Annotated in this window: 12 protein-coding genes; 6 read left to right on the top strand and 6 right to left on the bottom strand. The window is 73.2% G+C overall.

Going from position 1 to position 20,068, the window contains the following annotated elements; all coding sequences use genetic code 11:
• The first annotated feature begins 1 nt into the window (after nt 1).
• Nucleotides 2–1,999, top strand: coding sequence for a HipA domain-containing protein (locus AABA78_RS04120; protein ID WP_338261722.1), 1,998 nt, complete (start codon nt 2–4; stop codon nt 1,997–1,999).
• Nucleotides 2,000–2,003: 4 nt separating this feature from the next.
• Here the strand turns inward: AABA78_RS04120 and AABA78_RS04115 are convergent, their stop codons facing one another.
• Nucleotides 2,004–3,893 carry a Hint domain-containing protein gene (locus tag AABA78_RS04115; RefSeq protein WP_338261721.1) on the bottom strand — a complete coding sequence of 630 codons (1,890 nt, stop codon included), beginning with the start codon at nt 3,891–3,893 and terminating at the stop codon, nt 2,004–2,006.
• A gap of 222 nt (nt 3,894–4,115) precedes the next feature.
• On the opposite strand from AABA78_RS04115, the gene AABA78_RS04110 reads away from it, so the two are divergent.
• The 4 genes from AABA78_RS04110 to AABA78_RS04095 all read left to right on the top strand — a co-directional run bounded on the left by AABA78_RS04110 (nt 4,116) and on the right by AABA78_RS04095 (nt 12,952).
• Nucleotides 4,116–5,972: an OPT family oligopeptide transporter gene (locus AABA78_RS04110; RefSeq protein WP_338261720.1), complete on the top strand. Its 1,857-nt coding sequence runs from the start codon at nt 4,116–4,118 to the stop codon at nt 5,970–5,972.
• A gap of 15 nt (nt 5,973–5,987) precedes the next feature.
• On the top strand, nt 5,988–9,848 hold the full coding sequence (locus tag AABA78_RS04105) for a serine/threonine-protein kinase (protein WP_338261719.1): 3,861 nt from the start codon (nt 5,988–5,990) through the stop codon (nt 9,846–9,848).
• Nucleotides 9,849–9,967: 119 nt separating this feature from the next.
• A complete protein-coding gene (locus AABA78_RS04100) occupies nt 9,968–11,533 on the top strand; it encodes a hypothetical protein (RefSeq protein ID WP_338261718.1) in 1,566 nt (521 codons plus the stop codon).
• Between the two features lie 3 nt (nt 11,534–11,536).
• On the top strand, nt 11,537–12,952 hold the full coding sequence (locus AABA78_RS04095) for a serine/threonine-protein kinase (RefSeq protein WP_338261717.1): 1,416 nt from the start codon (nt 11,537–11,539) through the stop codon (nt 12,950–12,952).
• Between the two features lie 97 nt (nt 12,953–13,049).
• On the opposite strand, the gene AABA78_RS04090 is transcribed toward AABA78_RS04095, so the two are convergent.
• From AABA78_RS04090 to AABA78_RS04070, 5 genes are all read right to left on the bottom strand, one after another.
• Entirely contained in the window at nt 13,050–14,465 is a 1,416-nt protein-coding gene (locus AABA78_RS04090) for a sigma 54-interacting transcriptional regulator (RefSeq protein ID WP_253895587.1), read from the bottom strand.
• 88 nt (nt 14,466–14,553) lie between these two features.
• Nucleotides 14,554–15,351 carry a ZIP family metal transporter gene (locus tag AABA78_RS04085; protein WP_338261716.1) on the bottom strand — a complete coding sequence of 266 codons (798 nt, stop codon included), beginning with the start codon at nt 15,349–15,351 and terminating at the stop codon, nt 14,554–14,556.
• A 103-nt stretch (nt 15,352–15,454) separates the two neighbouring features.
• Entirely contained in the window at nt 15,455–16,435 is a 981-nt protein-coding gene (locus tag AABA78_RS04080; protein WP_338261715.1) for a HEAT repeat domain-containing protein, read from the bottom strand.
• Entirely contained in the window at nt 16,435–17,598 is a 1,164-nt protein-coding gene (locus AABA78_RS04075) for a HEAT repeat domain-containing protein (RefSeq protein ID WP_338261714.1), read from the bottom strand. The genes AABA78_RS04080 and AABA78_RS04075 overlap by 1 nt, the downstream gene beginning before the upstream one ends.
• 116 nt (nt 17,599–17,714) lie before the next feature.
• Nucleotides 17,715–18,260 (bottom strand): M23 family metallopeptidase, encoded by a 546-nt coding sequence (locus tag AABA78_RS04070; protein ID WP_120524240.1) that lies wholly within the window; start codon nt 18,258–18,260, stop codon nt 17,715–17,717.
• 278 nt (nt 18,261–18,538) lie between these two features.
• On the opposite strand from AABA78_RS04070, the gene AABA78_RS04065 reads away from it, so the two are divergent.
• Nucleotides 18,539–20,059: a M91 family zinc metallopeptidase gene (locus AABA78_RS04065; RefSeq protein WP_338261713.1), complete on the top strand. Its 1,521-nt coding sequence runs from the start codon at nt 18,539–18,541 to the stop codon at nt 20,057–20,059.
• The last annotated feature ends 9 nt before the right edge of the window (nt 20,060–20,068 follow it).

Below are 20,068 nucleotides of genomic sequence, written 5' to 3'. Positions count from 1 at the left end.
CATGGACCCCACGCTCCCCGTGTCCACCACCGGCATCCTCGACGTCCTCATCGGGGACGTGCACGTCGGCACGCTCACGCTGCTCGCGGACGAGCGCATCGAGTTCAGCCTCTCCGAGGACTACCGCCAGCGCTACCCGCGCCCCGTCCTGGGCCAGTTCTTCGAGGACGACCTGTCGCGCCGCCACACCAGCCGCATGCGGCTGCCGCCGTTCTTCTCCAACCTGCTGCCCGAAGGCCCGCTGCGCGACCTCATCTCCGAGCGCCAGAACATTGCCCGGCAGCGCGAGTTCTTCTTCATCGCGCACCTGGGCGCGGACCTCTCCGGCGCCGTCATCGTCCGCCCGGCGGGCGAGCTCGCCGGCCACGACGCGCCCCTCACGGACGTCCCCGCCGAACCCGCGTCCGACGGTGAGCCGCTGCGCTTCTCGCTCGCGGGCGTGCAGCTCAAGTTCTCCATGCTCCGGCGCGACCGGGGCATGACGCTGCCCATGGGCGGCCTGGGCGGCGACTGGATCGTCAAGCTGCCGGACAACCGCTACGACCGCGTGCCGGAGAACGAGCTGTCCGTGATGACCTGGGCGCGCGCCACCGGCATCGACGTGCCGGAGCTCCAGCTGCTCAAGGTCTCCGACCTGCACGGCCTGCCCGAAGGCATCACCCTGCGCGAGGACCTGGCGTACGCCATCCGTCGCTTCGACCGTCCGTCGCCCGGCCACCGCGTGCACATGGAGGACCTGGCGCAGGTGCTGGGGCTGTACTCCGACGAGAAGTACAAGAAGTACAACTACGAGACCATCGCCAACGTGCTGCTCAAGGTCGCGGGCCTGGACGCGCTCCAGGAGTTCCTGCGGCGGCTGGTGTTCATCATCGCGTGCGGCAACGGCGACGCGCACCACAAGAACTGGTCGCTCTACTACCCGGACGGCACGCACCCCACGCTGTCGCCCGCGTACGACTTCGTCTCCACCATCCAGTACATGCCGCAGGATCAGCTCGCGCTGAACCTGGCGAAGTCCAAGCGCTTCGAGGACGTGTCGCTCCAGAGCTTCGAGCGGCTGGCGCGCAAGCTGGGCCTGAGCGACGAGGACGTCCTCCCGGTGGTGACGGGCGCCGTGGAGGTCGCGCTCGACGCGTGGACCACGCTGCGCGCGGACCTGCCCATGCCGGAGCTGTTCAAGCAGCGCATCGAGGAACACTGGAAGCGCGTCCCGCTGCTCCAGGGCAACGTGAAGCGCAGCGCGGGCGAGCTGCGCCAGACGGCGAACGCCTTCTTCACCCTCTACAGCGAGCTGCCCCGCCTGGGCCCTGGCAGCGACGACTGCACCCGCGAGGCCCTGCGCCGCCTGGCTCCGCCGCCGCCCTCGCCGCGCGTGCTGGACCTGGGCGCGGGCACCGGCCGGCAGTCGCTGGTGCTCGCGCGGGAGCTGGGCACCCGCGTCACCGCCGTGGACCTGCACCGGCCCTACCTCGACCGGCTGGAGCGCGAGGCCCGCGAGCAGGGGCTGTCGGACGCCATCGTCACGCGGCAGGAGGACATGGGCGCGCTGACGCTGCCGCCCGCGTCCTTCGACCTCTTGTGGTCCGAGGGCGCCATCTACGTGATGGGCTTCGGGCAGGGGCTGCGCCAGTGGCGGCCGCTGCTCGCGCCCGGCGGGCAGGTGGCCGTCACCGAGTGCTCCTGGCTCACCGACGTGCGGCCCCCGGAGGCGGTGCGCTTCTGGTCGGCCGCGTATCCGTCCATGGCCAACGTCGCCCAGAACCGGGCCACCGCGGAGGCTGCGGGCTTCACGGTGCTGGACACCTTCACGCTGCCCGCGTCCGCGTGGTGGGACGACTACTACACGCCGCTGCTCCAGCGCATCGACCGGCTGCGCCCCACGGCGGACGCGGCGCTGCGCGAGGTCATCGCGGCGGCGGAGCAGGAGGTGAACCTGTACCGCCGCCACGGGGACAGCTACGGCTACGTCTTCTACCTGCTGCGCTCGCGCGAGGCGTGACGCCCTAGCGGAAGCTGTTCAGGTAGTCCGCGTGCCACGCGGCCGGCAGCGCGGCCAGCACGTCCACCGGAACCGGCTTGTGCTTCTGCCGCGCCAGGTCCGTCTGCATGCGCGCGTCACCCACCACGAAGCCGTTGGCGATGAGCGTGTGCTCCTTCACGCCCACGTCCAGCAGCTCCGTGTCCGTGCCCAGGGTCAGGTTGTAGACCTGGCCCGCGTAGGGCACGCGCTCCACGGAGGCCAGCGTCGCCTCGCCGTCCTTCGTGAGCAGCACGTCGCCCACCGCCAGCTCGCCCGCCGCCACGACGCCGCGGGTGCGGCTCACCATGGGGTGCGTGTTGGTGACGAGCACGTCGCGGCCCGGGCCCGCCTTCAGGCGCACCATGGGCTGGGACTCGGTGCCCTTCGTCACGGTGGTGACGGTGAGGGCGCGGCCCCCCGCCTGCGAGAGCACCCGGTCACCGACCTTCACGGACTCCACGGGGACGGACTTCCCATCCGCGCGCAGCACGCGCGTGCCCGCCGCGAGGCAGCTGTTCTTGAAGTCCAGCACCGCCAACCGGCGGAAGCCCACGCGCGTCACCGGGCTGAAGCCGCCACCGGAGCGGGGGCACGTCGCGTTCACGGTGGTGAAGGCCTGCATGGCCACGTCCTGCTCGTTGGCGAGGCAGTCCGTGCCCAGGTCCATCAGCCCGTTGAAGGGAAGGCTGGACGCGTCCACGCCCGCGCCCAGCGGCAGGCTGCCCGTGAGCACCGTCTGGCCGGGGGTGGTGGTCGCGACGTTGTTCACCTTGCAGCGGCCGCCCGCGCTCAGGAGGACGATGTTCACCTCGCTCTTCACCGCCTGCACGGTGCAGTTGGACGGCAGGCCCGTCACGTAGGTGCCCCGCGCCGGCAGGTACAGCTTGGCCGAGTTGAACGCGCCCGGCGTGGGCCAGTACGCCGTCGTGTCGGGCTTCCACCGGTTCGCGGCCACGGACTGCAGGGCGTCCACCGCCGCCACGCCCGTGTAGCCTCCGGCGAAGGCGGTGATGTTGCCGGCCGCGTCCTTCTTCGCCAGCGTGTAGTCGCAGTCCAGCGCGCCCGTCGCGGAGCCGCGCTCCAGGCAGGTGCGGATGGCGTTGCCCGGCAGGCTGGTGCCGATGAGCTCACGCGGGTGGTCGAAGTTCAGGCCCGGCGGCAGCAGCAGCACCGTGGTGTCCGCGGTGGAATAGAAGGTCTCCATCCGGCCGCTGGCCTCGTCGTAGGCCATGGCCACCGAGTCGTAGTACAGGACCCGGTCCGGCCCGGCGTCCAGCACCACGTTCAGCGGATCCGTCTCCAGCGTCTTGGCCAGGTACGCCTCCGTGGCGGTGGTGGCCAGCAGCTGGAACTCCTGGCGGTCCGGCGTCGTGGAGTACGCGTTGAAGTCCACGTAGGAGTAGTCCGAGCCGCCCGCGCAGGTGATGTAGCCCGAGCCCTCGAAGGTCGTCGCGGCGGTGCCGTGCGCGACCTCCTCCAGCGGCAGCAGGTGGCCGCACCACTCGGTGGGCGTCGTCTGCGCCTTCACGTCGCCGGCGGCCTTCTGTGCGAGCACGCGCTCCCGCTGCTGCGACAGGCTGGAGAACAGGCGCGGGGAGTTGGCCGGGGTGTTGCCCGCCGCCTCCAGGCGCTTCATCAGGAAGGCGTACTGGTCCGCGTCGCCCAGGTCGAGCGGCATCTGCGTGCCGGCGTGCTGCTGCTTCCACTGCGCGTACCGCTTCGACATCTTCAGCGAGTCGGTGGCCCGGTCCTGGCGCACGGCGGCCGTCGGCGCTTCGCGCGCGGGCTCGGCAGTGCAGCCGGCCATGAGGGGAGTCGAGAGCACCATCGCGGACAGGGCGAGGCGCTTCCAGCGGGGGTTGACTTGGAGCATCGGGGAACTCCGGAACCGGACGCCTTCTCACCATGAGTCGTGGCTCGGTTCACGGATAGTGTATATGCAGGAGTTCCGGATGTCCCATGAAATCAGGTTGAAGTCTGTGACATCTCCGTGCCTGTGATTGGGAGGGGGACGACAGGGATTGAGACCTTCTGGGTTACAAGCCGGGCGGGAAGGGTGGCGCGGAGGGGGATGAACGGGGAGGATGGGCCGCGCATGCCGGCCCCTGCTCCCCGCGCCGTCCCCGCCGGGGACGCGCCCACCGACGCCTCGTTGACGCTGCTGAGCATCCCCGGGGCTTCGCAGGCGGAGGTGGACACCTACTGGCTCAACCACGTGTACCAGGGCGACCGGCTGCCCCAGCTGACGCTGCGGGCGGTGGCGCTGGGCGCGGGGCTGGGCGTGCTCACCTGCGCCACCAACCTCTACGCGGGCCTGAAGACGGGCGTGGCGTTCGGGGTGGCCGTCACCGCCGCGCTGCTCGCGTCCGCGACGCATGGGGCGCTCCGGCGCTTGAGTCCCCGCGTCGCGGGCGCGCCGCTGTCCCTGCTGGAACTGGGCTGCGCGCAGACGGTGGCGTCGTCGGCGGGGTACGCGACGGGGGGCGCGCTCGTGTCGGTGCAGGGCGCGTGGCTGCTCACCACGGGGCACCACCTGCCCGGGGTGACGCTGCTGGCGTGGACGTTCCTGCTGTCCGCGCTGGGCGTCCTGTTCGCGGTGCCGCTCAAGCGGCAGCTGGTGGACCGGGAGCAGCTCCCGTTCGCGTCGGGGACGGCCGCGGCGGCGACGGCTCGCGCGCTGCACGCGGGCGGCGAGGCGGCGGGGCCCCGGCTGCGGATGCTGGGCGTGGGCGGGCTGGTCGCGGGGCTGTTGACGCTCGCGCGCGATGGCTTCGGGCGCGTGCCGTATGCGTATGCGTTTCCCGGGACGCTGGGTGGGGTGCCGCTGGAGCGGCTGGGGTTCGCGCTGGAGACGGGGTTGATGCCGGTGGGCGGGGGCGCGCTCTTGGGCGTGCGGGTGACCGCGTCCATGTTGCTGGGGGCGCTCGTCGTCCACGGCGTCGTCGCGCCCCGGTTGATGGCGGCGGGCGTGGTGGCTCCGGACGGGGACTTCCTCGCGTGGGCGCTGTGGCCGGGCGCGGCGGCGCTCACCACCGCGTCGCTGTTGCAGTTCGCGCTCCAGGCCCGGGTGTGGGGCCGGGCGCTGCGGGGACTCTGGGGCGGGGCGTCGCGGCAGGCGCCCCATCCCATTGAAGCGCTCCAGGTGCCCGGGCGGTGGTGGGTCGCGGGGATGCTGGTGCTGACGCCCGCGACGGTGGCGCTGGCGCGGGTGGGCTTCGACGTGCCGGTGCCGCACGCGCTGCTCGCGGTGGCGCTGTCGTTCGTGCTGTGCCTCATCTCCTGCCGCGTCACGGGCGAGACGGACGTGAGCCCCGTGGGCGCGCTGGGGCAGGTGACGCAGTTGACGTACGGCGTGCTGCTGCCCGGGGACGTGAAGGCGAACCTGGCGACGGCGGGCCTCACGGTCAACGCGGCGTCCTCGTCCGCGGACCTGCTCACGGACCTGAAGGCCGGGCACCTGCTGGGGGCGAATCCGCGCCGCGTGTTCCTGGCGCAGCTCCTGGGGTGTGTCGTGGGGGCGCTGGTGGTGGTGCCGCTGTTCTACCTGCTGGTGCCGGACCCGTCCGTGCTGGGGTCGGAGCGCTTCCCGGCGCCGGCCGCGACGGTGACGGCGGGCGTGGCGCGGGTGCTGGCGTCGGGGCTGGGCGCGGTGTCGGCGGACCTGCGAAGCGCCATGGCCTGGGCCGCGCTGGCGGCGGCGGTCCTCACGCTGGGCGAGCAGGCGCTGCCGGAGCGCCTCCGCCGCTGGACGCCGTCCGCCGTGGGGGTGGGGCTGGCCTGTCTGCTGCCGGCCTCCACGTGCCTGGGGTTCTTCCTGGGCGGGCTGGGGTGGGAACTGGCCCGCCGGTGGAGGCCAGCGTCGGAAGGGCCTGGCGTGACGCTGGCGGCCGGGCTCATCGCGGGCGAGGGGCTGGTGGGGGTGGGCATCGTGCTGGCGCGAGCGCTCTGGTAGCCTTCGGGCATCCGCATGCGCTGTCCGGTCTGCCACCGCCGCCTCGCGCCCGGCGCGGCGTGTCCCGTGAATGGCGTCGCCGCCGGGTCCGGTCTTCCCCTGGAGCCGCTGGCGATCCCCGACGTCCCCGGCCTGTCCGGTGCCGCCCTGTTGGGGGTGGGCGGCTTCGCTCACGTCTTCACCGCGGTGCGCGAGGTGGATGGCCGCGAGGTGGCGCTCAAGGTGGGCCTGGGGCCGCACCATGCGCGCTTCGCCCACGAGGCGGAGGCGCTGCGGCGCGTGGGGCCGCCCACGGTGCCGGCGGTGCTGGAGGAGGGGCGGGTCGGGGGCAGGCCGTTCCTGGTGCAGGAGCTGTTGCGAGGGCAGACGCTCGCGGCGTGGATGGCGGCGCTGCCGGGGACGGGCGCGGCGTCCGTGGCTCGGGTGCGGGAGCTCTTGACGGGGCTGTGTCCGGCGGTGGCGCGCGTGCATGCGGTGGGGCTCGCGCACCGGGACCTCAAGCCGGAGAACATCTTCCTGCGCGAGGGTGGCGCGCTGAGCCTCCTGGACTTCGGGCTCGCGCGGAGGCTGGAGGACGGGCCGGCGGAGGAGGCGGGGAACCGCGCGGGCACGACGGTCTACATGGCGCCGGAGCAGTGCCTGGACGCGCGCGAGGCGGGCACGGCGGCGGATGTCTACGCGCTGGGCGTGCTGCTCTTCGAATTGCTCACGGGCACGCCGCCGTTCCATGGCAGCGCGGACGAGGTGCGCGAAGGACACGTGAGCCGGCGTCCGCCGCGCGTATCCGAACGGGCGCACGTCCCGGTGGCGCTCGACGCGGTGGTGGCGCGGTGTCTGGCCAAGGAGCCGGCGGAACGGTACGCGAGCGCCGGGGACGTGCTGGCCGCGTTCGAGGCCGCGTGCGCGGAAGGGCCCGCGCTCCCCGGAATCGTCGGAGCGAAGGACGCGAGGCCGGCGCAGGCGTCGACGACGTTCGCGGGAGCGCGCCCGGTGGCGGTGCTGGGCCTGCGCACGGCGGCGTCGGTGGACGGGCTGGCGGCCACGCTGGAGCCATTCGGAGGGGTGCTGGCGCGGGTCGCGGCGGGTGGGTACCTGCTCGTCTTCTGTGAGTCGTTGTCCGCGGAAGCGAACGTGCGCGCGGGCGCGCTCGCGGCACGGAGGCTGGTGGAGTCCGGAGAAGCGGCGGCGGCCCTGCACGTCGCGGTGCTTTACGTGCATCCCGGCACGGCACTGCCGCGCATCGCGGGCGCCGCGCTGGAGCGGCCGGAGACGTGGTGGGGACGGGCGGTCGCGCCGGGCGAAGTGCGCGTGACGGCGGAGGCCGCCGCGAGGCTCGAGCCCGGCTGGGTCGAGCCCATCGCGAAGCAGGACGACAGCGAGGCCGAGTCCGAGAAGCGTGCGCCCATCGCGCTGCAATCGGCCGCGGAGGGCGCACGCGCCGTGGACGCCGCGCACGAGGCTGGAACGGTCTTCCGCCTGCGCCTCCATGACGAGGAGGGCGCGCGCGTTGATGGGGAACCTCCGCCGTTCGTGGGCCGCGACGCGGTGCTGGAGGCACTGGTCTCGGATGCGGAGCGGAGCCTTTCATCGTCGGTGCCAGGCCTGGGCGTGCTCACGGGTGAAGTGGGGCATGGCAAGTCGCGGCTGCTCAAGGCGCTCGCGTCCCGGCTGGAGGCCGAAGGTCGCGCGCGTGTCGTCCGCCTGCGCGCGCCGCCTCCGGATGCGTCGGTGTCCAGCTCCCTGCTGGATGCCCTGCGCGCCGTCGTGGGCCGTCCGTCCGCGGATCCCCGTGCCCTGGCCGACGCGCTCCTGGCCCAGGCCCGGGAAGCACCGCTCGTGCTGCTGCTGGACGACGCGCACCTCGCGGATCCGTTGAGCCTGGATGTCCTGGAGCGCGCCACGCTGGAAGGGCCCCGGGCGCCCTTGTGGATGTGCCTCGCCGGGCGCCCCTCGCTGCTGGGCCTGCGCCCCCACCTGGGCGAACGCAGTGCCCTCGCCTCCCGCCATCCGCTGCCGCCCCTTCCTCCCGAGGCGAGCCGCGCGGTGCTCGTCCACCTGCTGCGCCCGGCGGAGCACATCCCCGAGCCCGTGCTCGCGCGCCTGGAACACCTGGCGCAAGGCGTGCCCCTGTCCCTCGTCGAGCTGGCGCGCGCTCTCCGCGCCGCCGGGGCCCTGCGGTCAGCTCCGGGCGGTGGGTGGTACGTCGCCCCGGACGCGCTGCTGGACGTCTCCGTCACGCCGCTGTTCGAGCGGCTGGCCCCGCGCGTGCTCGCGGGCCTCCCGGAGGTCCACCGCGTGCTCGCGCGGCTGTGCGCGGTGCTCGGCACGGAGGTGGACGTGGGGCGGGTGGACGCGGCGCTGCGCCACCTGACCACCGGGCCGGAGCTGTCGCGCGCGGCCTCCCTGGACGCGGGCGCGGGCCTGCAACGCCTGACCCGCGCGGGCCTCCTGCGCCCCTCGGGCCCGGGCCGCTTTGCCTTCCGCCACCCGCTGCTGCGCGAGGCCCTGGAGGCCCTGCTGCCTCCCGCGCCCCGGCGCGCGCTGCACGCCGCCGCGCTCAAGGCCAGCGTGGGCGAGGACGTGGCCGAACGCCGCCGCCGTGCCCACCACGCGGCGGTCTGCGGCGCCCACCAGGAAGCCGCGCGGGACTACCTCGCGCTCGCGGAGGAGGCTCGCGCGGGCCACCTGCCCGTGGAGGCGGAGCAGCACTACACGCGCGCGCTCGCGCTCCTTCCGGAGTCCGACGACGCGCGCCGGGCCCAGGCGCTCGCGGGACGCGGCAAGGTGCGCCATCGCCTCCAGCGCTTCCGTGAGAGCCTCGCGGACCTGTCCGCCGCGCGTGCCCTGGCCCGCGTCCGGGGCGACGCGGCGCTCGAAGTGGACCTGCTGCTGGAGGAGGCCACCGCGCGCGACTGGATGGAGGACTCGGACGGCTCCGCCGCGTGCACGCGCGAAGCCCTTGACGCCATAGAGCCCCTGGACGCGCCGCGCCTGTCGCTCCGGTGCGGCCTGGCCCGGGGCCGCCTGCACGTGCGCCAGGGCGAGTGGGCCGCCGCGGCCCGCGTGCTCACGTCCACCGCCGAAGGCGCGGAGAGCGCCAGGGACCACGAGACGCTGGTCGTGTCGCTGGCCCTGCTGGGCTCCGCGCTCACCTTCCTGGACCGCGCCCCGGAAGCCGCCGCGCGCTTCGACGAGGCCCTGGAGCGCTGCGAGGCCGCGGGCGACGGGCTGCACAAGGCCGCCGTGCTCAGCAACCGCGTCCTCCTGTGGCTGCGCCAGGGCGACGTGCCGCGCATGGAAGCCGACCTGCGCCGCGCCATGGCGCTGGGCCGCGAGCTGGCCCACGCGCAGATGGAGCGCTGGTCCACGTTCAACCTGGCCGAGGTCCTCTACATGCAGGGCCGCCTGGACGAAGCGCTCCCCTTCGCGCAGCGCGCGTACGAGCTGGGCGTGCGCTTCTTCCGTGAACACCCCGTGCCCGTGGACGCGCTGCTCCTCGCCCGCATCCAGGCCGCCGCGGGAGACGAGGCGGCGGCGGCCCGGCAGCTCGCCTGGATCTCCCAGCGCTGTCCGCCGGAGTCCCTGCCGCCCACCGCCATCATGCGGCGCCTCGTGGAGCTCCAGGTCCATCAGCGGACCGCCGGCGCCTTCCATGCAACGGATTGGGAAGCGCTCTGCACGGAAGCGGACGCGCTGGCGTCGCCGGACGAGAAGGCGGAGATCCTCCTGCAGGCCACCGGCATCGCGCGCCGCACGGGTGCCATGGCCGAGGCCCGCGCGTGGCTCGAACGCGCCGCGCCCGCCGTGGCGGAGGCCCCCCTGTGGTCTACGTGTTTCCACGCACTGCGTGCCGCGCTCGCACCGGCAGCGCTGTAACGGGAAACGCTACTCAGGTCCGCGCCCGTAACCTTTCGCGCTACAGGGAGACAAGAAGGCCGCGCCTGGGGTTTCCTTCGCATCCCATTTCCGATTCCTGCCCAAGGAGTGTTCGCGCGATGGCCTCCTCCGTCCTCCGAGTCCCCTGGTGTTTCCTCTTGCTGGCCCTGACCGGCTGCGAGCCCGCGCTCCCGGACGCCACCGGCGTGGGGCCTCGCGCCGAAGAGAAGCTCGGCACGCGTGAGTCGGACATCCGCATCGCCAACTCGCTCACGACGCAGGAGCTGGTGGTCAACGCCATCGCCGCGAACCACGACGCCAACGAGGCGCTGGCCACGAGCTCGCTGGAGTCCCTCTTCGACCCCGACGTGATGGTTCCCAGCGGTGAGGCCACGCTCATGCAGAACCAGCTGCGCGACCCGTTCGCGCAGCGCTTCATGGCGTACCTGGTGGGCTGTGCGCTGGGCGAAGGGGAGACCCTCGAGTGGCTCAATCCCTTGCAGCCCTCCGGCTCGCAGCGCAGTGAATGGGCGGGCTCCGCGGGACTCTGTCCGTGGTGGCGCACGGAGGTGCCGGGCGACGCGTGCCTCAAGCGCGTGACGGCCTGCCTCCTGGCGCGCAACAACAGCCGGGGCTTCCGCGTGGAGCTGTCCATGCGCGGCGAACTCCACGAGCCCGAACTCGGCATCGCGGAGCCGTTCACGCTGGATGCGTGGACGCAGCCCATCGACCAGCTGCCGACCGCGACCTCGCCGGTGAGCAGCTCGGTGCCGTGCGCGAGCCGGACGTCTGGCGCGGGGCGGGACTGCGGCTGGACGATGCACTCGGTGGGCTGGTGCCCCGCGGGTCAGACCATCGCCGTGGGCGCGGGTGGCCCGCCGAGCTGCCCCTCCGGGACGCCGCTGGGCTCCAGCTCGGACGCGCGCATGGTGCTGCGCGTGTGCCGGGGCATCGCCGGCTGTGACAGCGCAGACACGCGGCACGTGGCCTCCAGCCAGGGCTGCTCGGCCGGCTCCACGAACCCGCTGCCTTCCCCCGCCACGGACCCCTCCATGAGCTTCACCTGTCCGTCGTCGGGCGGGTACTTCACGGTGATGACGGCGCCGTGGGACAGCGCCGCGGAGGGCACGGCGAACGTGGGCTTCACGGCCGGCGTGCAGGCCCCGCTCTCCGAGCGCGCCGTGTACCGGATCCGCGAGGGCGCCTTCTACGGCAACCTCTTCGGGAGGTACGCGCTGCGCGACGACATCAACGTGACCGTGACGCTGGCGGCGGGGAAGCGGGACGGCTACGTGATCAACCGGCCGCCGTCTCCCCAGGCGGAGCCCATCTTCAAGGACCTCTACGCCTGCTACGACCCGGGCTGGGTGTCCGGCCTGGCGTACGCGACCTACCGCGTGTGCGCGCTGCCGGGCACGCACGAGGACTGCGCGGCCAGGGTGACGGGGCCGTGCTGGGGCAGCGACACGGTGGCCACGAACCGGTGCGAGATGCAGGACGGTCCGCTCCTGGGGGGGGACGGCGACTTCGAGAAGTGCCGGGACGGGGCCAACGACCCCTGGGCGGAGCCCGTCACCGTCTACCTCAACGGAGCATGTGACCTGGTGGATGCCCAGCACCGCGACCTGTGCAAGCGCAGGTCGGAACCGCCGCCGCCCCAGGACGGCGTCACGAGCAAGCGCTAGCCCATGGCGGGCAACGGCGAGGAGGCCCTCTACGGTGAGGAGCTGCGGCCCGGCGCGCTCGTGGGCGAGTGGGTCGTGGACCGCGTCCAGGTGCAGGGCCCCGTGTCCGCGCTGTACCGGGCGCGGCACGCGCGCTCCGGCGTGCCCGCCGCGCTGAAGGTGCTGCACCCGCAGGTGGCCGCGGCGGCGGTGGCGCTGCGGCGCTTCCGGCGCGAGGCGGCCACGTTGCAGCGGCTGAGCCACCCGCACATCGTCACGGTGCTGGGGTACGGCGAGCTGTCGGACGGCCGGCCCTTCATCGCCATGGAGTGGCTGGAGGGCCAGGACCTGGCGGCGGAGCTGGCCACGCGCGGGCCGCTGTCCCCGCGCGAGGTGCTGGCGGTGATGGAGCAGGTGGGCGCGGCGCTGCGGGTGGCGCACGCGGCGGGCGTGGTGCACCGCGACCTGAAGGCGCAGAACGTGGTGCGGCTTGGGCCCGGACGCGGCGGCCCCGCCGTGAAGCTGGTGGACTTCGGCGTGGCGAAGGGGCTGGTGCCGGGCGCCCCGGGCAGTTCGTCGCTCACGCACACCGGCGTGGTGCTGGGCACGCCGCTGTCCATGGCGCCGGAGCAGATCCGCGGCGAGGTGCCGGACGCGCGCACGGACCTGTACGCCGTGGGCGTGCTCCTCTTCCAGTTGCTCACGGGCGTGCCACCCTTCCAGGGCACCACCCGCCACGAGGTGGAGCAGCTGCACCTGCACGCCCCTCCGCCGCGTCCAGGCGAGCACGCGCCGGTGTCCGCCGCGCTGGACGCCGTCGTGCTGCGGTGTCTGCGCAAGGCGCGCGAGGAGCGCTACCCGGACGTGGACGCGCTGCTGGAGGACCTCCGGGGCGCGGTGCTGGGCGGCGCGGCGCCGGTGGAGGTGCCGCGCGCGGTGGGGCTGTACGTGGAGGCCCGGCTGACGGGCGAGCCGGGCCCCGCCGCGATGGAGGACCTGGACGCGGGCCTGGAGCGCGCGAGCACCCTGGCGCGCGAGGCCGGGCTGGAGGTGCGGGTGCTGGGCGGCGCGTGCCTGCTCGCCGTGGCCAGCCTCCCGGACGACGTGCGCCGCGAGCGGGAGCTGCGGGCGCGGGTGCTGGACGTGGCGCTCGCGCTGACGGGCCGGGACGCCTCCGCCGCGCGCTCCCACGTCACCGTGCACGTGGACCGGCTGACGGCGCGCGACGAGCCCCACGGCTGGGCGGACGGCGCGGCCTCCGCGTGGGACGCGGAGGGTGGGGAAGGGGGCCTGCTGCACCTGCCCGGCTGGGTGCGCGACGACGGGGAGGAAGGGACGCCCGTCGTCACCGGCCCGGCGCTGCGGGGGCTGGAGATGGACTTCGCCGCCAGCCTCCTGCCGGACGCACCGGAGCGCTGGCGGCTCTCCGCCAGACGGTAGGGAGGGCGGGTGCCGGGCGCGGTCCTGGGCAATGGGTCCGACTGTCGGACCCGTTGGGCCGCTTCGCCTCCGGCAGGGGGGCTACCTCATGGCCCCCTCAAGGCTTGATGCCGTGCCTGCGCAGCAGTCGGTAGAAGTGCACGCGGTCCATGCCGGCGGTGACGGCGGCCTGGGCCACCTTGCCCTGGTGCTTCTCCAGCAGCGCGCGCAGGTAGCGGCGCTCGAAGTCGTCCACCACGCGCCGGCGCTGCTCCGCGTACGGCCGCGACAGGTCCACCTCCAGCGGGCTGCCCTCCGGACGCGAGTCCTCCTCCGCCAACGGCAGCGCGTCCTCGAACACCAGGCAGCGCTCCAGGTGGTTGCGCAGCTCGCGCACGTTGCCCGGCCACGCCGCGTGCCGCAGGCGGGACAGGAACTCCTGCGTGCGCAGCGCGCCCGTGCGCTCCGGGTCCGCGCCCAGCGACTCCAGGATGCCCGACACCAGGAGGGGCAGGTCCTCCGGCCGCTGGCGCAGGGAGGGCATCGCGATTCTCAGCACCGCGAGCCGGAAGAACAGGTCGGAGCGGAAGCGGCCCGCGTTCACCTCCGCGCGCAGGTCGCGGTGCGTGGCCGCGATGAGCCGCACGTCCACGGGCTGGTAGGTGTTGCTGCCCACCCGGCGGATCTCCCGGTTCTCCAGCACGCGCAACAGCTTGGGCTGCAGCTCCGGAGGCAGCTCGCCAATCTCGTCCAGGAAGACGGTGCCTCCGTCGGCCTCCTCGAAGACGCCCGCGCGCCGGCTCACCGCGCCGGTGAAGGAGCCCTTCTCGTGGCCGAACAGCTCGCTCTCCAGGATGTGCGGGGGGATGGCGCCGCAGTCCACCACCAGGAACGCCGCGTCCCTGCGCCGGCCGGCCTGGTGGATGGCGAGCGCCGCCTGGCTCTTGCCCGTGCCCGTCTCTCCCTCCAGCAGCACCGTGACGTCGCGCGCGGAGGCCCGCTCCATCATCGCGAAGCAGCCGCGCATGGCCACGGACGTGCCCACCAGCGTGCCGAAGCGCGTCAGCTCCGACAGGGGCAGCCGGTTGCTCTCCGCGCTGAAGTCGAACCGCAGCACCACGCGGCCCAGCCGCAGCAGGCTGCCGCTGCGCAGGATGCCCTCCACCACCTGCACGCCGTCCACGATGACGCCGTTGAGGCTGTCCAGGTCCTTCACCTGCGGGCCCTTGGGCCCGATGCGCACCTCGCAGTGGAAGCGCGACACGGTGGAGTCCTCCACCGCGAAGTCGTTGAGCGGGTGCGAGCCCACCGAGCAGGTGTCCGCCGTGGACTCCCACACCGTGCCCGCGCCCGGGCCCTCCACCACGGACAGGCGGAAGCGGCGCACCGTGGGCAGGTCCCCCGGACGGCGGGCCTGCTCGTACGGCAGCGTCACATGGAGCGCGGCTTCCGCCCCCTCTTCGTCCGGGCGGGCGCCCTTGTCCTTCGACTCCCCGGGGGGCCCGTCGATGCGGGTTCGATCCGACACAGACATGCGGTTGAAACTACCACGTCCGGGTCCCCCGGGGCGGGCAGCCGGATGTCGGCCAGGACACAGACTCAGGGCACGCGCACCGCCCGCGTCAGCTCAGCGTCACGTCCAGGAACATCATCAGCACGAAGCCCACCATCAGCCCGGCGGTGGCCTCCTTCGCGTACTCCTGGCGGTGGCTCTCGGGGATCATCTCGTCGCTGACGACGTACAGCATGGACCCGCCCGCGAACGCCAGCGCCCACGGCAGCACGCCCGACGCGAACGACGTGGCGAAGAAGCCCACCAGCGCGGCCACCCCCTCCACCAGCCCCGTGTAGAGCGCCACCAGCACCGCCTGCTTGCGGCTGTACGCCACGCCCATCAGCGCCAGCGCGACGACGAAGCCCTCCGGGATGTCCTGCAACCCGATGCCCACGAGGATGGGCACCGCGATGGTCATGGAGCGGCTGCCCACGCCGGTGCCCACCGCCAGCCCCTCCGGGAAGTTGTGCAGCGCGATGGCCAGCACGAACAGCCAGATGCGCTTCAGGTTCACCGCCTCCGCGTTGCCCTCCTGCCCCTTGATGAAGTGCTCATGCGGGATGAAGCGGTTGCACAGGTGCAGGAAGAGGCCGCCCACCAGCATGCTGCCACCCACCACCACCGCCGGAAGGAAGCGTGAATGGGTGCGCTCCTCCGCCAGGTGGATGGCGGGCACGATGAGCGAGAAGGCCGTGGCCGCGAGCATCACGCCCGCGCTGAAGCCCATCAGCACGTCCTTGGAGCGCTGGGAGATGCTGCGCGCGGCCAGGGCGGGCAGGGCGCCCAGGCTGGTGGAGAGGATGGTGACGGCGCTGCCAACGAGCGCCAGGGCGAGGGTGGACGAGCCGAAACCGCTGTCGGACATGGCCCGCCCAACCTGTCGCACTCCCCGGCGCCCGGCCACCTTTTCGGCGGGGCCGGACGCGGGGATGCCCGCCATGGAACAGCACCGCCCCAAGAAGACGCACTCAGGGCGACAGGCGCTGCTTCTCCCGCAGGAGCAGGTGCCACTCCTGGAGGTTCAGCTTCAGCGCGGACAGCCACGCGTCGATCTCCGGATCCAGGCGCGGATCCACGCCGCGCAGGGACTCCAGCAGCGGCCGGGCACCGGACTGGCCCAGCCGCGCCAGCCCCTCCAGCGCGGACTTGCGCACCGCGAGGTCGCTGTCGCTCTTGTACAGCGACGTGAGCGAACGGCGCGCGCCCGCGGACTCGGAGCCCGGCACGCCGCCCAGCGCCTTCGCCGCCGCCGCGCGCAGGCCCGCGTCCTCCGAGCGCAGCTGCTGGGTGAGCTTGCGCACCGCCTCCGGGCTCGCGGCCTCCATGGAGACCTCGCCGAGCAGCCGCTTCGCCACCGCCGGGTCGTCCGAGGCCGCGGCCACCTTCACCGCGGCTTCCGCCAGCTCCGGGTTGTGGCCGAAGTAGATGCCGGCGCTCTCCGTCACCAGGTTCTCCACCACCGCCTGCCGCACCTCCGGCGCGCTGTCGCGCACCAGCTGCTCGTAGGTGACGACGCCGCCGTTCTTCGCCATGAACTCCACCGACGGCGAACCCTGGAGCGCGCGCACCGCCGCGGCGCGCAGGCCCGGGTCCACGTCCTGGCTCGCGCGGGAGAGCAGCGGCTGGAGCAGCTCCGGCTTCTGAGCGTTGCTCGCCTTGGTGGCCAGCGCCGCGCCCACGGCCTCCAGCACGGCGGGGTCGCGCTCCTGACTCACCGCCCGGCCCAGGGCCTCCGGCGGCAGCGCGATGGCGGCCTCCTTCAGGCGCAGCCGCGCGTACTTCCGATACGCGGGCGAGCCCGCCTTCATGGCGACGCGCACCTCGTCCAGCATGCCCTCCACCGTGCAGGCCGTCTGGGTGGGCGCGGCGATGGGCGCGCCCTGCGCCAGGGCCAGCCCCGGCAGGAGCGACAGCCAGAGGACGCGGGTCTTCGTCATTCGCGAGCCCATCAGTGCGGCGCTCCTTCCTCGACCACGCAGTCGTGGTGTTCCTTCTTGCCCAGCCAGATGCGCGCGAAGTCCGTCGTGCCGGTGGCGTACAGCGCCTTGAAGTCCAGGGAGTCCTGCCGCAGACGCGGGTCCTTGCGCGCGAACTCCTCCACCAGGGGCAGCGCGTCCGCCCCGGCCGCGCGCACCGCGAAGCGCAGGAAGGCCCATCTCACGCACAGGTCATGCTCGCCGTCGAAGGCGGCGCGGTAGGCGGCCAGGGCCTTCTGCGGATCCTCGGTGACGGCGAGCCGGAAGGCGGCCATCTCGCGCACGTCGCGCTCCTTGTCGGTGCGCATCACCTTCGCCAGCGCGTCGATGGAGTCCGAGTCCAGCAGCGGGTCGGAGTACGACGGCATCTCCAGCGCGAGCAGCCGCACGGCCGTGTCGTCCGACGTGGTGCCGATGTCCAGCAGGTCCTTCCAGTACGGCGCATAGGTGCCCGTGCGCTCGTAGTCCTCCTTCATCACCCGGCCCAGCGTGCGCGTGGCCACCCACGCGGCGGAGTCCGCCGAGTCATCCAGCGCGATGGCCTTGAGCCGGCCCCGCGTCTCCGGCGTGAAGCGGTGCTGCGTCTCCAGCGCGTCCAGCGCGGAGGCTCGGTCCGGCGTGGCCAGGGACTTGTCCTCCGCCACCGCGACCAGCTTCTCCGTGACGCGCGGGTGGCGCACGGCGGGCGCGGCCTTGAGTGCCTCCAGGTAGATGGCCGGCTCCGGAGGCGCGGCCTTCACCGCCCACTCCACCAGTTGCAGCGCGCGGTCCGGATCACTGCCCACGAGCTCCGTCAGCCGCTCCTGGAGATAGGCCACCAGCGCGGTGTCGCGCGCCTGGATGGCGGCGGCCACGGCGGCGTGCAGCGACTCCATCGTCGCGGAGCGGTCCAGCGCGGCCAGCCCGTCCCAGCACCCGGGCATTGGAATCTCCTCGCGCGGTCCGGCGCGCGCGGCGGGCGGAGGGCCAGCGGCGGCGTTGCCGGTGACGGCGCCAGGCGCGGAAGGAATCGCCGCGACGGGCAGCGGAGGACCGGCGTCATCGGGCCCGGCCGCGCCCCGCCACCACACGACGCCCAGGGCGACGAGGAGGACGAGGCCGGCGAGCGCGACCTTGAAGAGGGGACGAGAGGTCATGTCGAAGGGAGGCTCACGCGGAGGGGAGAAGGGACGGGCGCAAGCGCGCCAGCCGTCGGGGACGTGACGCCGGGCAGGGGACATGGAGCCCCTGCCCGGCGGGCACGGCACGCGGACTACAGCGTGGGAACGCCCAGCCGGTTGTTGCAGTAGGCGTTGGTGCCGCACGTGGTGCCCACGCTGGTGTACCAGGCCGACTTGCGCGTGCCGTACTGCCGGTTGTCCGAGTGCGAGTGCGGGCCGGTCGCGCTGCCCGTGCCGCCCACGAGCCCCAGCGCGCAGCGGTCGCACGTCTTCGTGCCGGAGCTGACGTTGGCGTAGAAGTGCAGCTGGCGGAAGTCCCAGCCGTTCGCGCCGGACACGACGTAGTAGTTGCCCGCGCCGCCGTTGCAGGTGGAGCCGTAGCAGGCCGCCGCGCAGCCGCCGTAGTAGTAATAGTAGTAGTTGCCCACCAGCATGCCGCGGTGGTTCCACTCGCCGCAGGAGCTGTTGCCCACGTCGAGCGCCGTGTGGCTGCTCCCGGTGCAGTTGTAATAGGTGGTCGAGTTCACGTAGGCCGCCGTGTCACAGATGGGGCCGTTCGCCGTGGCCGCCGTTCCCGGACTGGCCCACGCCGCGGCGGCCAGCGCCACCCCGGCGGACAGCAACGTCTTCAGCTTCATGCGGTGCTCCCTCCCGTCAGCCGCCCTCCGTATCCCCGTGAATGGGGGCAGGGCGGTGAAGCTGTAATACATGAAATACCTGTCTTGATCTCGAAATTCGAGAATTGAGAAGTACAACGATTCCAGGGGCTTCCGTGCCGCGCCGTGTCGTTCCGGGGTGGGCGACGCAACTGGCGGCAAACGTTCACGACAATCTGGAATGTCGGCGTTCGTCCGACCCCTGGCGCCCCGTCGCCGGGACCTCTGGCCGGGTGTCCCCGTCACCTGGGAGAAGCGACATGACCACGATTGGAAAGCCCGGCTCGCGCCCTGTGTCCCCTGTGTCCTCGCAGCCGGCGAAGACGCCCGTGGCGCCCGTGAAGCCCAACGCGGTGAAGGCCGCCGTCTCGCAGCGCATGTCGGACGGCTTCGACGCGGGGCCCCGGACGGGCGCGCGTCCCCAGGTGCTGACGGAGGTCCGCACCACGGAGACGGCGCTGAAGAAGGACAAGGGCCTCGGCGGCTTCTTGGGCGACCTGGGTTCGTCCATCGGTTCAGCGGTCGGGAAGATCGCCAAGGACGTGCAGAAGGCGCTCGCGCCGCAGGTGAGCACGAACGCGGACGGCCGCACGGTGGTGGACCTGGGCGCGGGCAACAACACCGCGACGGTGTCGCAGAACAAGGACGGCGGGCTGACCATCAAGTCCGGCAGCGACACGGTGACGCTCACCGCGGAGCAGGCCCGGGGCGCCATCATCAACGGCGGCGCGGGCAATGACTCCATCACCGTGGACGCCAGCGTCACGCAGGACCTCACCCTGGACGGCGGCGAGGGCGACGACAAGCTCGTCGGCGGCAAGGGCAACGACACGCTCGTCGGCGGCGCGGGCAACGACACCGTCATCGGCGGCGAGGGCAAGGACACGCTGCAGGGCCAGGACGGCGACGACTACCTGGAGGGCGGCGCGGGCGATGACCGCATCCTGGGCGGCGAGGGCCGCGACGTGCTCTACGGCCTGGACGGCAATGACTACGTGTCCGGCGGCAACGGCCGGGACTACATCGACGGTGGCGCCGGCAACGACCGGGCCTACGGCGGCGAGGGCGACGACCAGGTCATCGGCGGGCGCGGCAACGACACGCTGAGCGGCGGCCGGGGCAACGACGCGGTGGCGGGCGGCGAGGGCACGGACACGGTCCGCGGCGGCACGGGCACGGACAAGCTCTACGTCGAGGAGAACGAGACCACCGCCGACGCGGCCGAGGGCGAGCGCGAGATCGTGGACATGACGAATGCCGACCAGCGCGGCTCGTCGGTGTCCGTGACGGGCAGCGCGGAGTTCCAGGCGCGCACGCAGTCGGACCTGGACGCACTGCGCTCGCTGCCCGCGGGCCAGGAGCTGTTGGGCACGCTGGACGCCAGCGGCAAGACGACGGTCATCCGCGAGACGTCCGGCGGCAACAGCGCGGGCGGCACGAACTTCAACGACGGCTTCATGAACGCGGACGGCACGCCGGGCAAGGGCACGGACGCGCAGGTGAACTACAACACCACGCGCATCTCCCTGGGCACCGAGGAGTGGATGAACCGCCCGCCCGTCGTCGGCCTGTTCCACGAGCTGGTGCACGCCTCGGACATGAACAACGGCACGCTGGCGCTGGGCTCCAAGAACGGCACGCGCAACCTGGAGCCCTCCGCGGTGGGCCTGCCCATCGACCTGGACCAGGACCCCTCCACGCCGGACGTGGTGCAGGGCGGCCGTCCTGGCGAGAACGTCCTGCGCGACGACCTGAACCTGCCCACCCGCCCGCGCTATTAGGATGCGGAG

Source organism: Corallococcus caeni (assembly GCF_036245865.1).
Classification (GTDB): Bacteria; Myxococcota; Myxococcia; order Myxococcales; family Myxococcaceae; genus Corallococcus; species Corallococcus caeni.
This window is presented reverse-complemented; position numbering and strand designations above follow the sequence as displayed.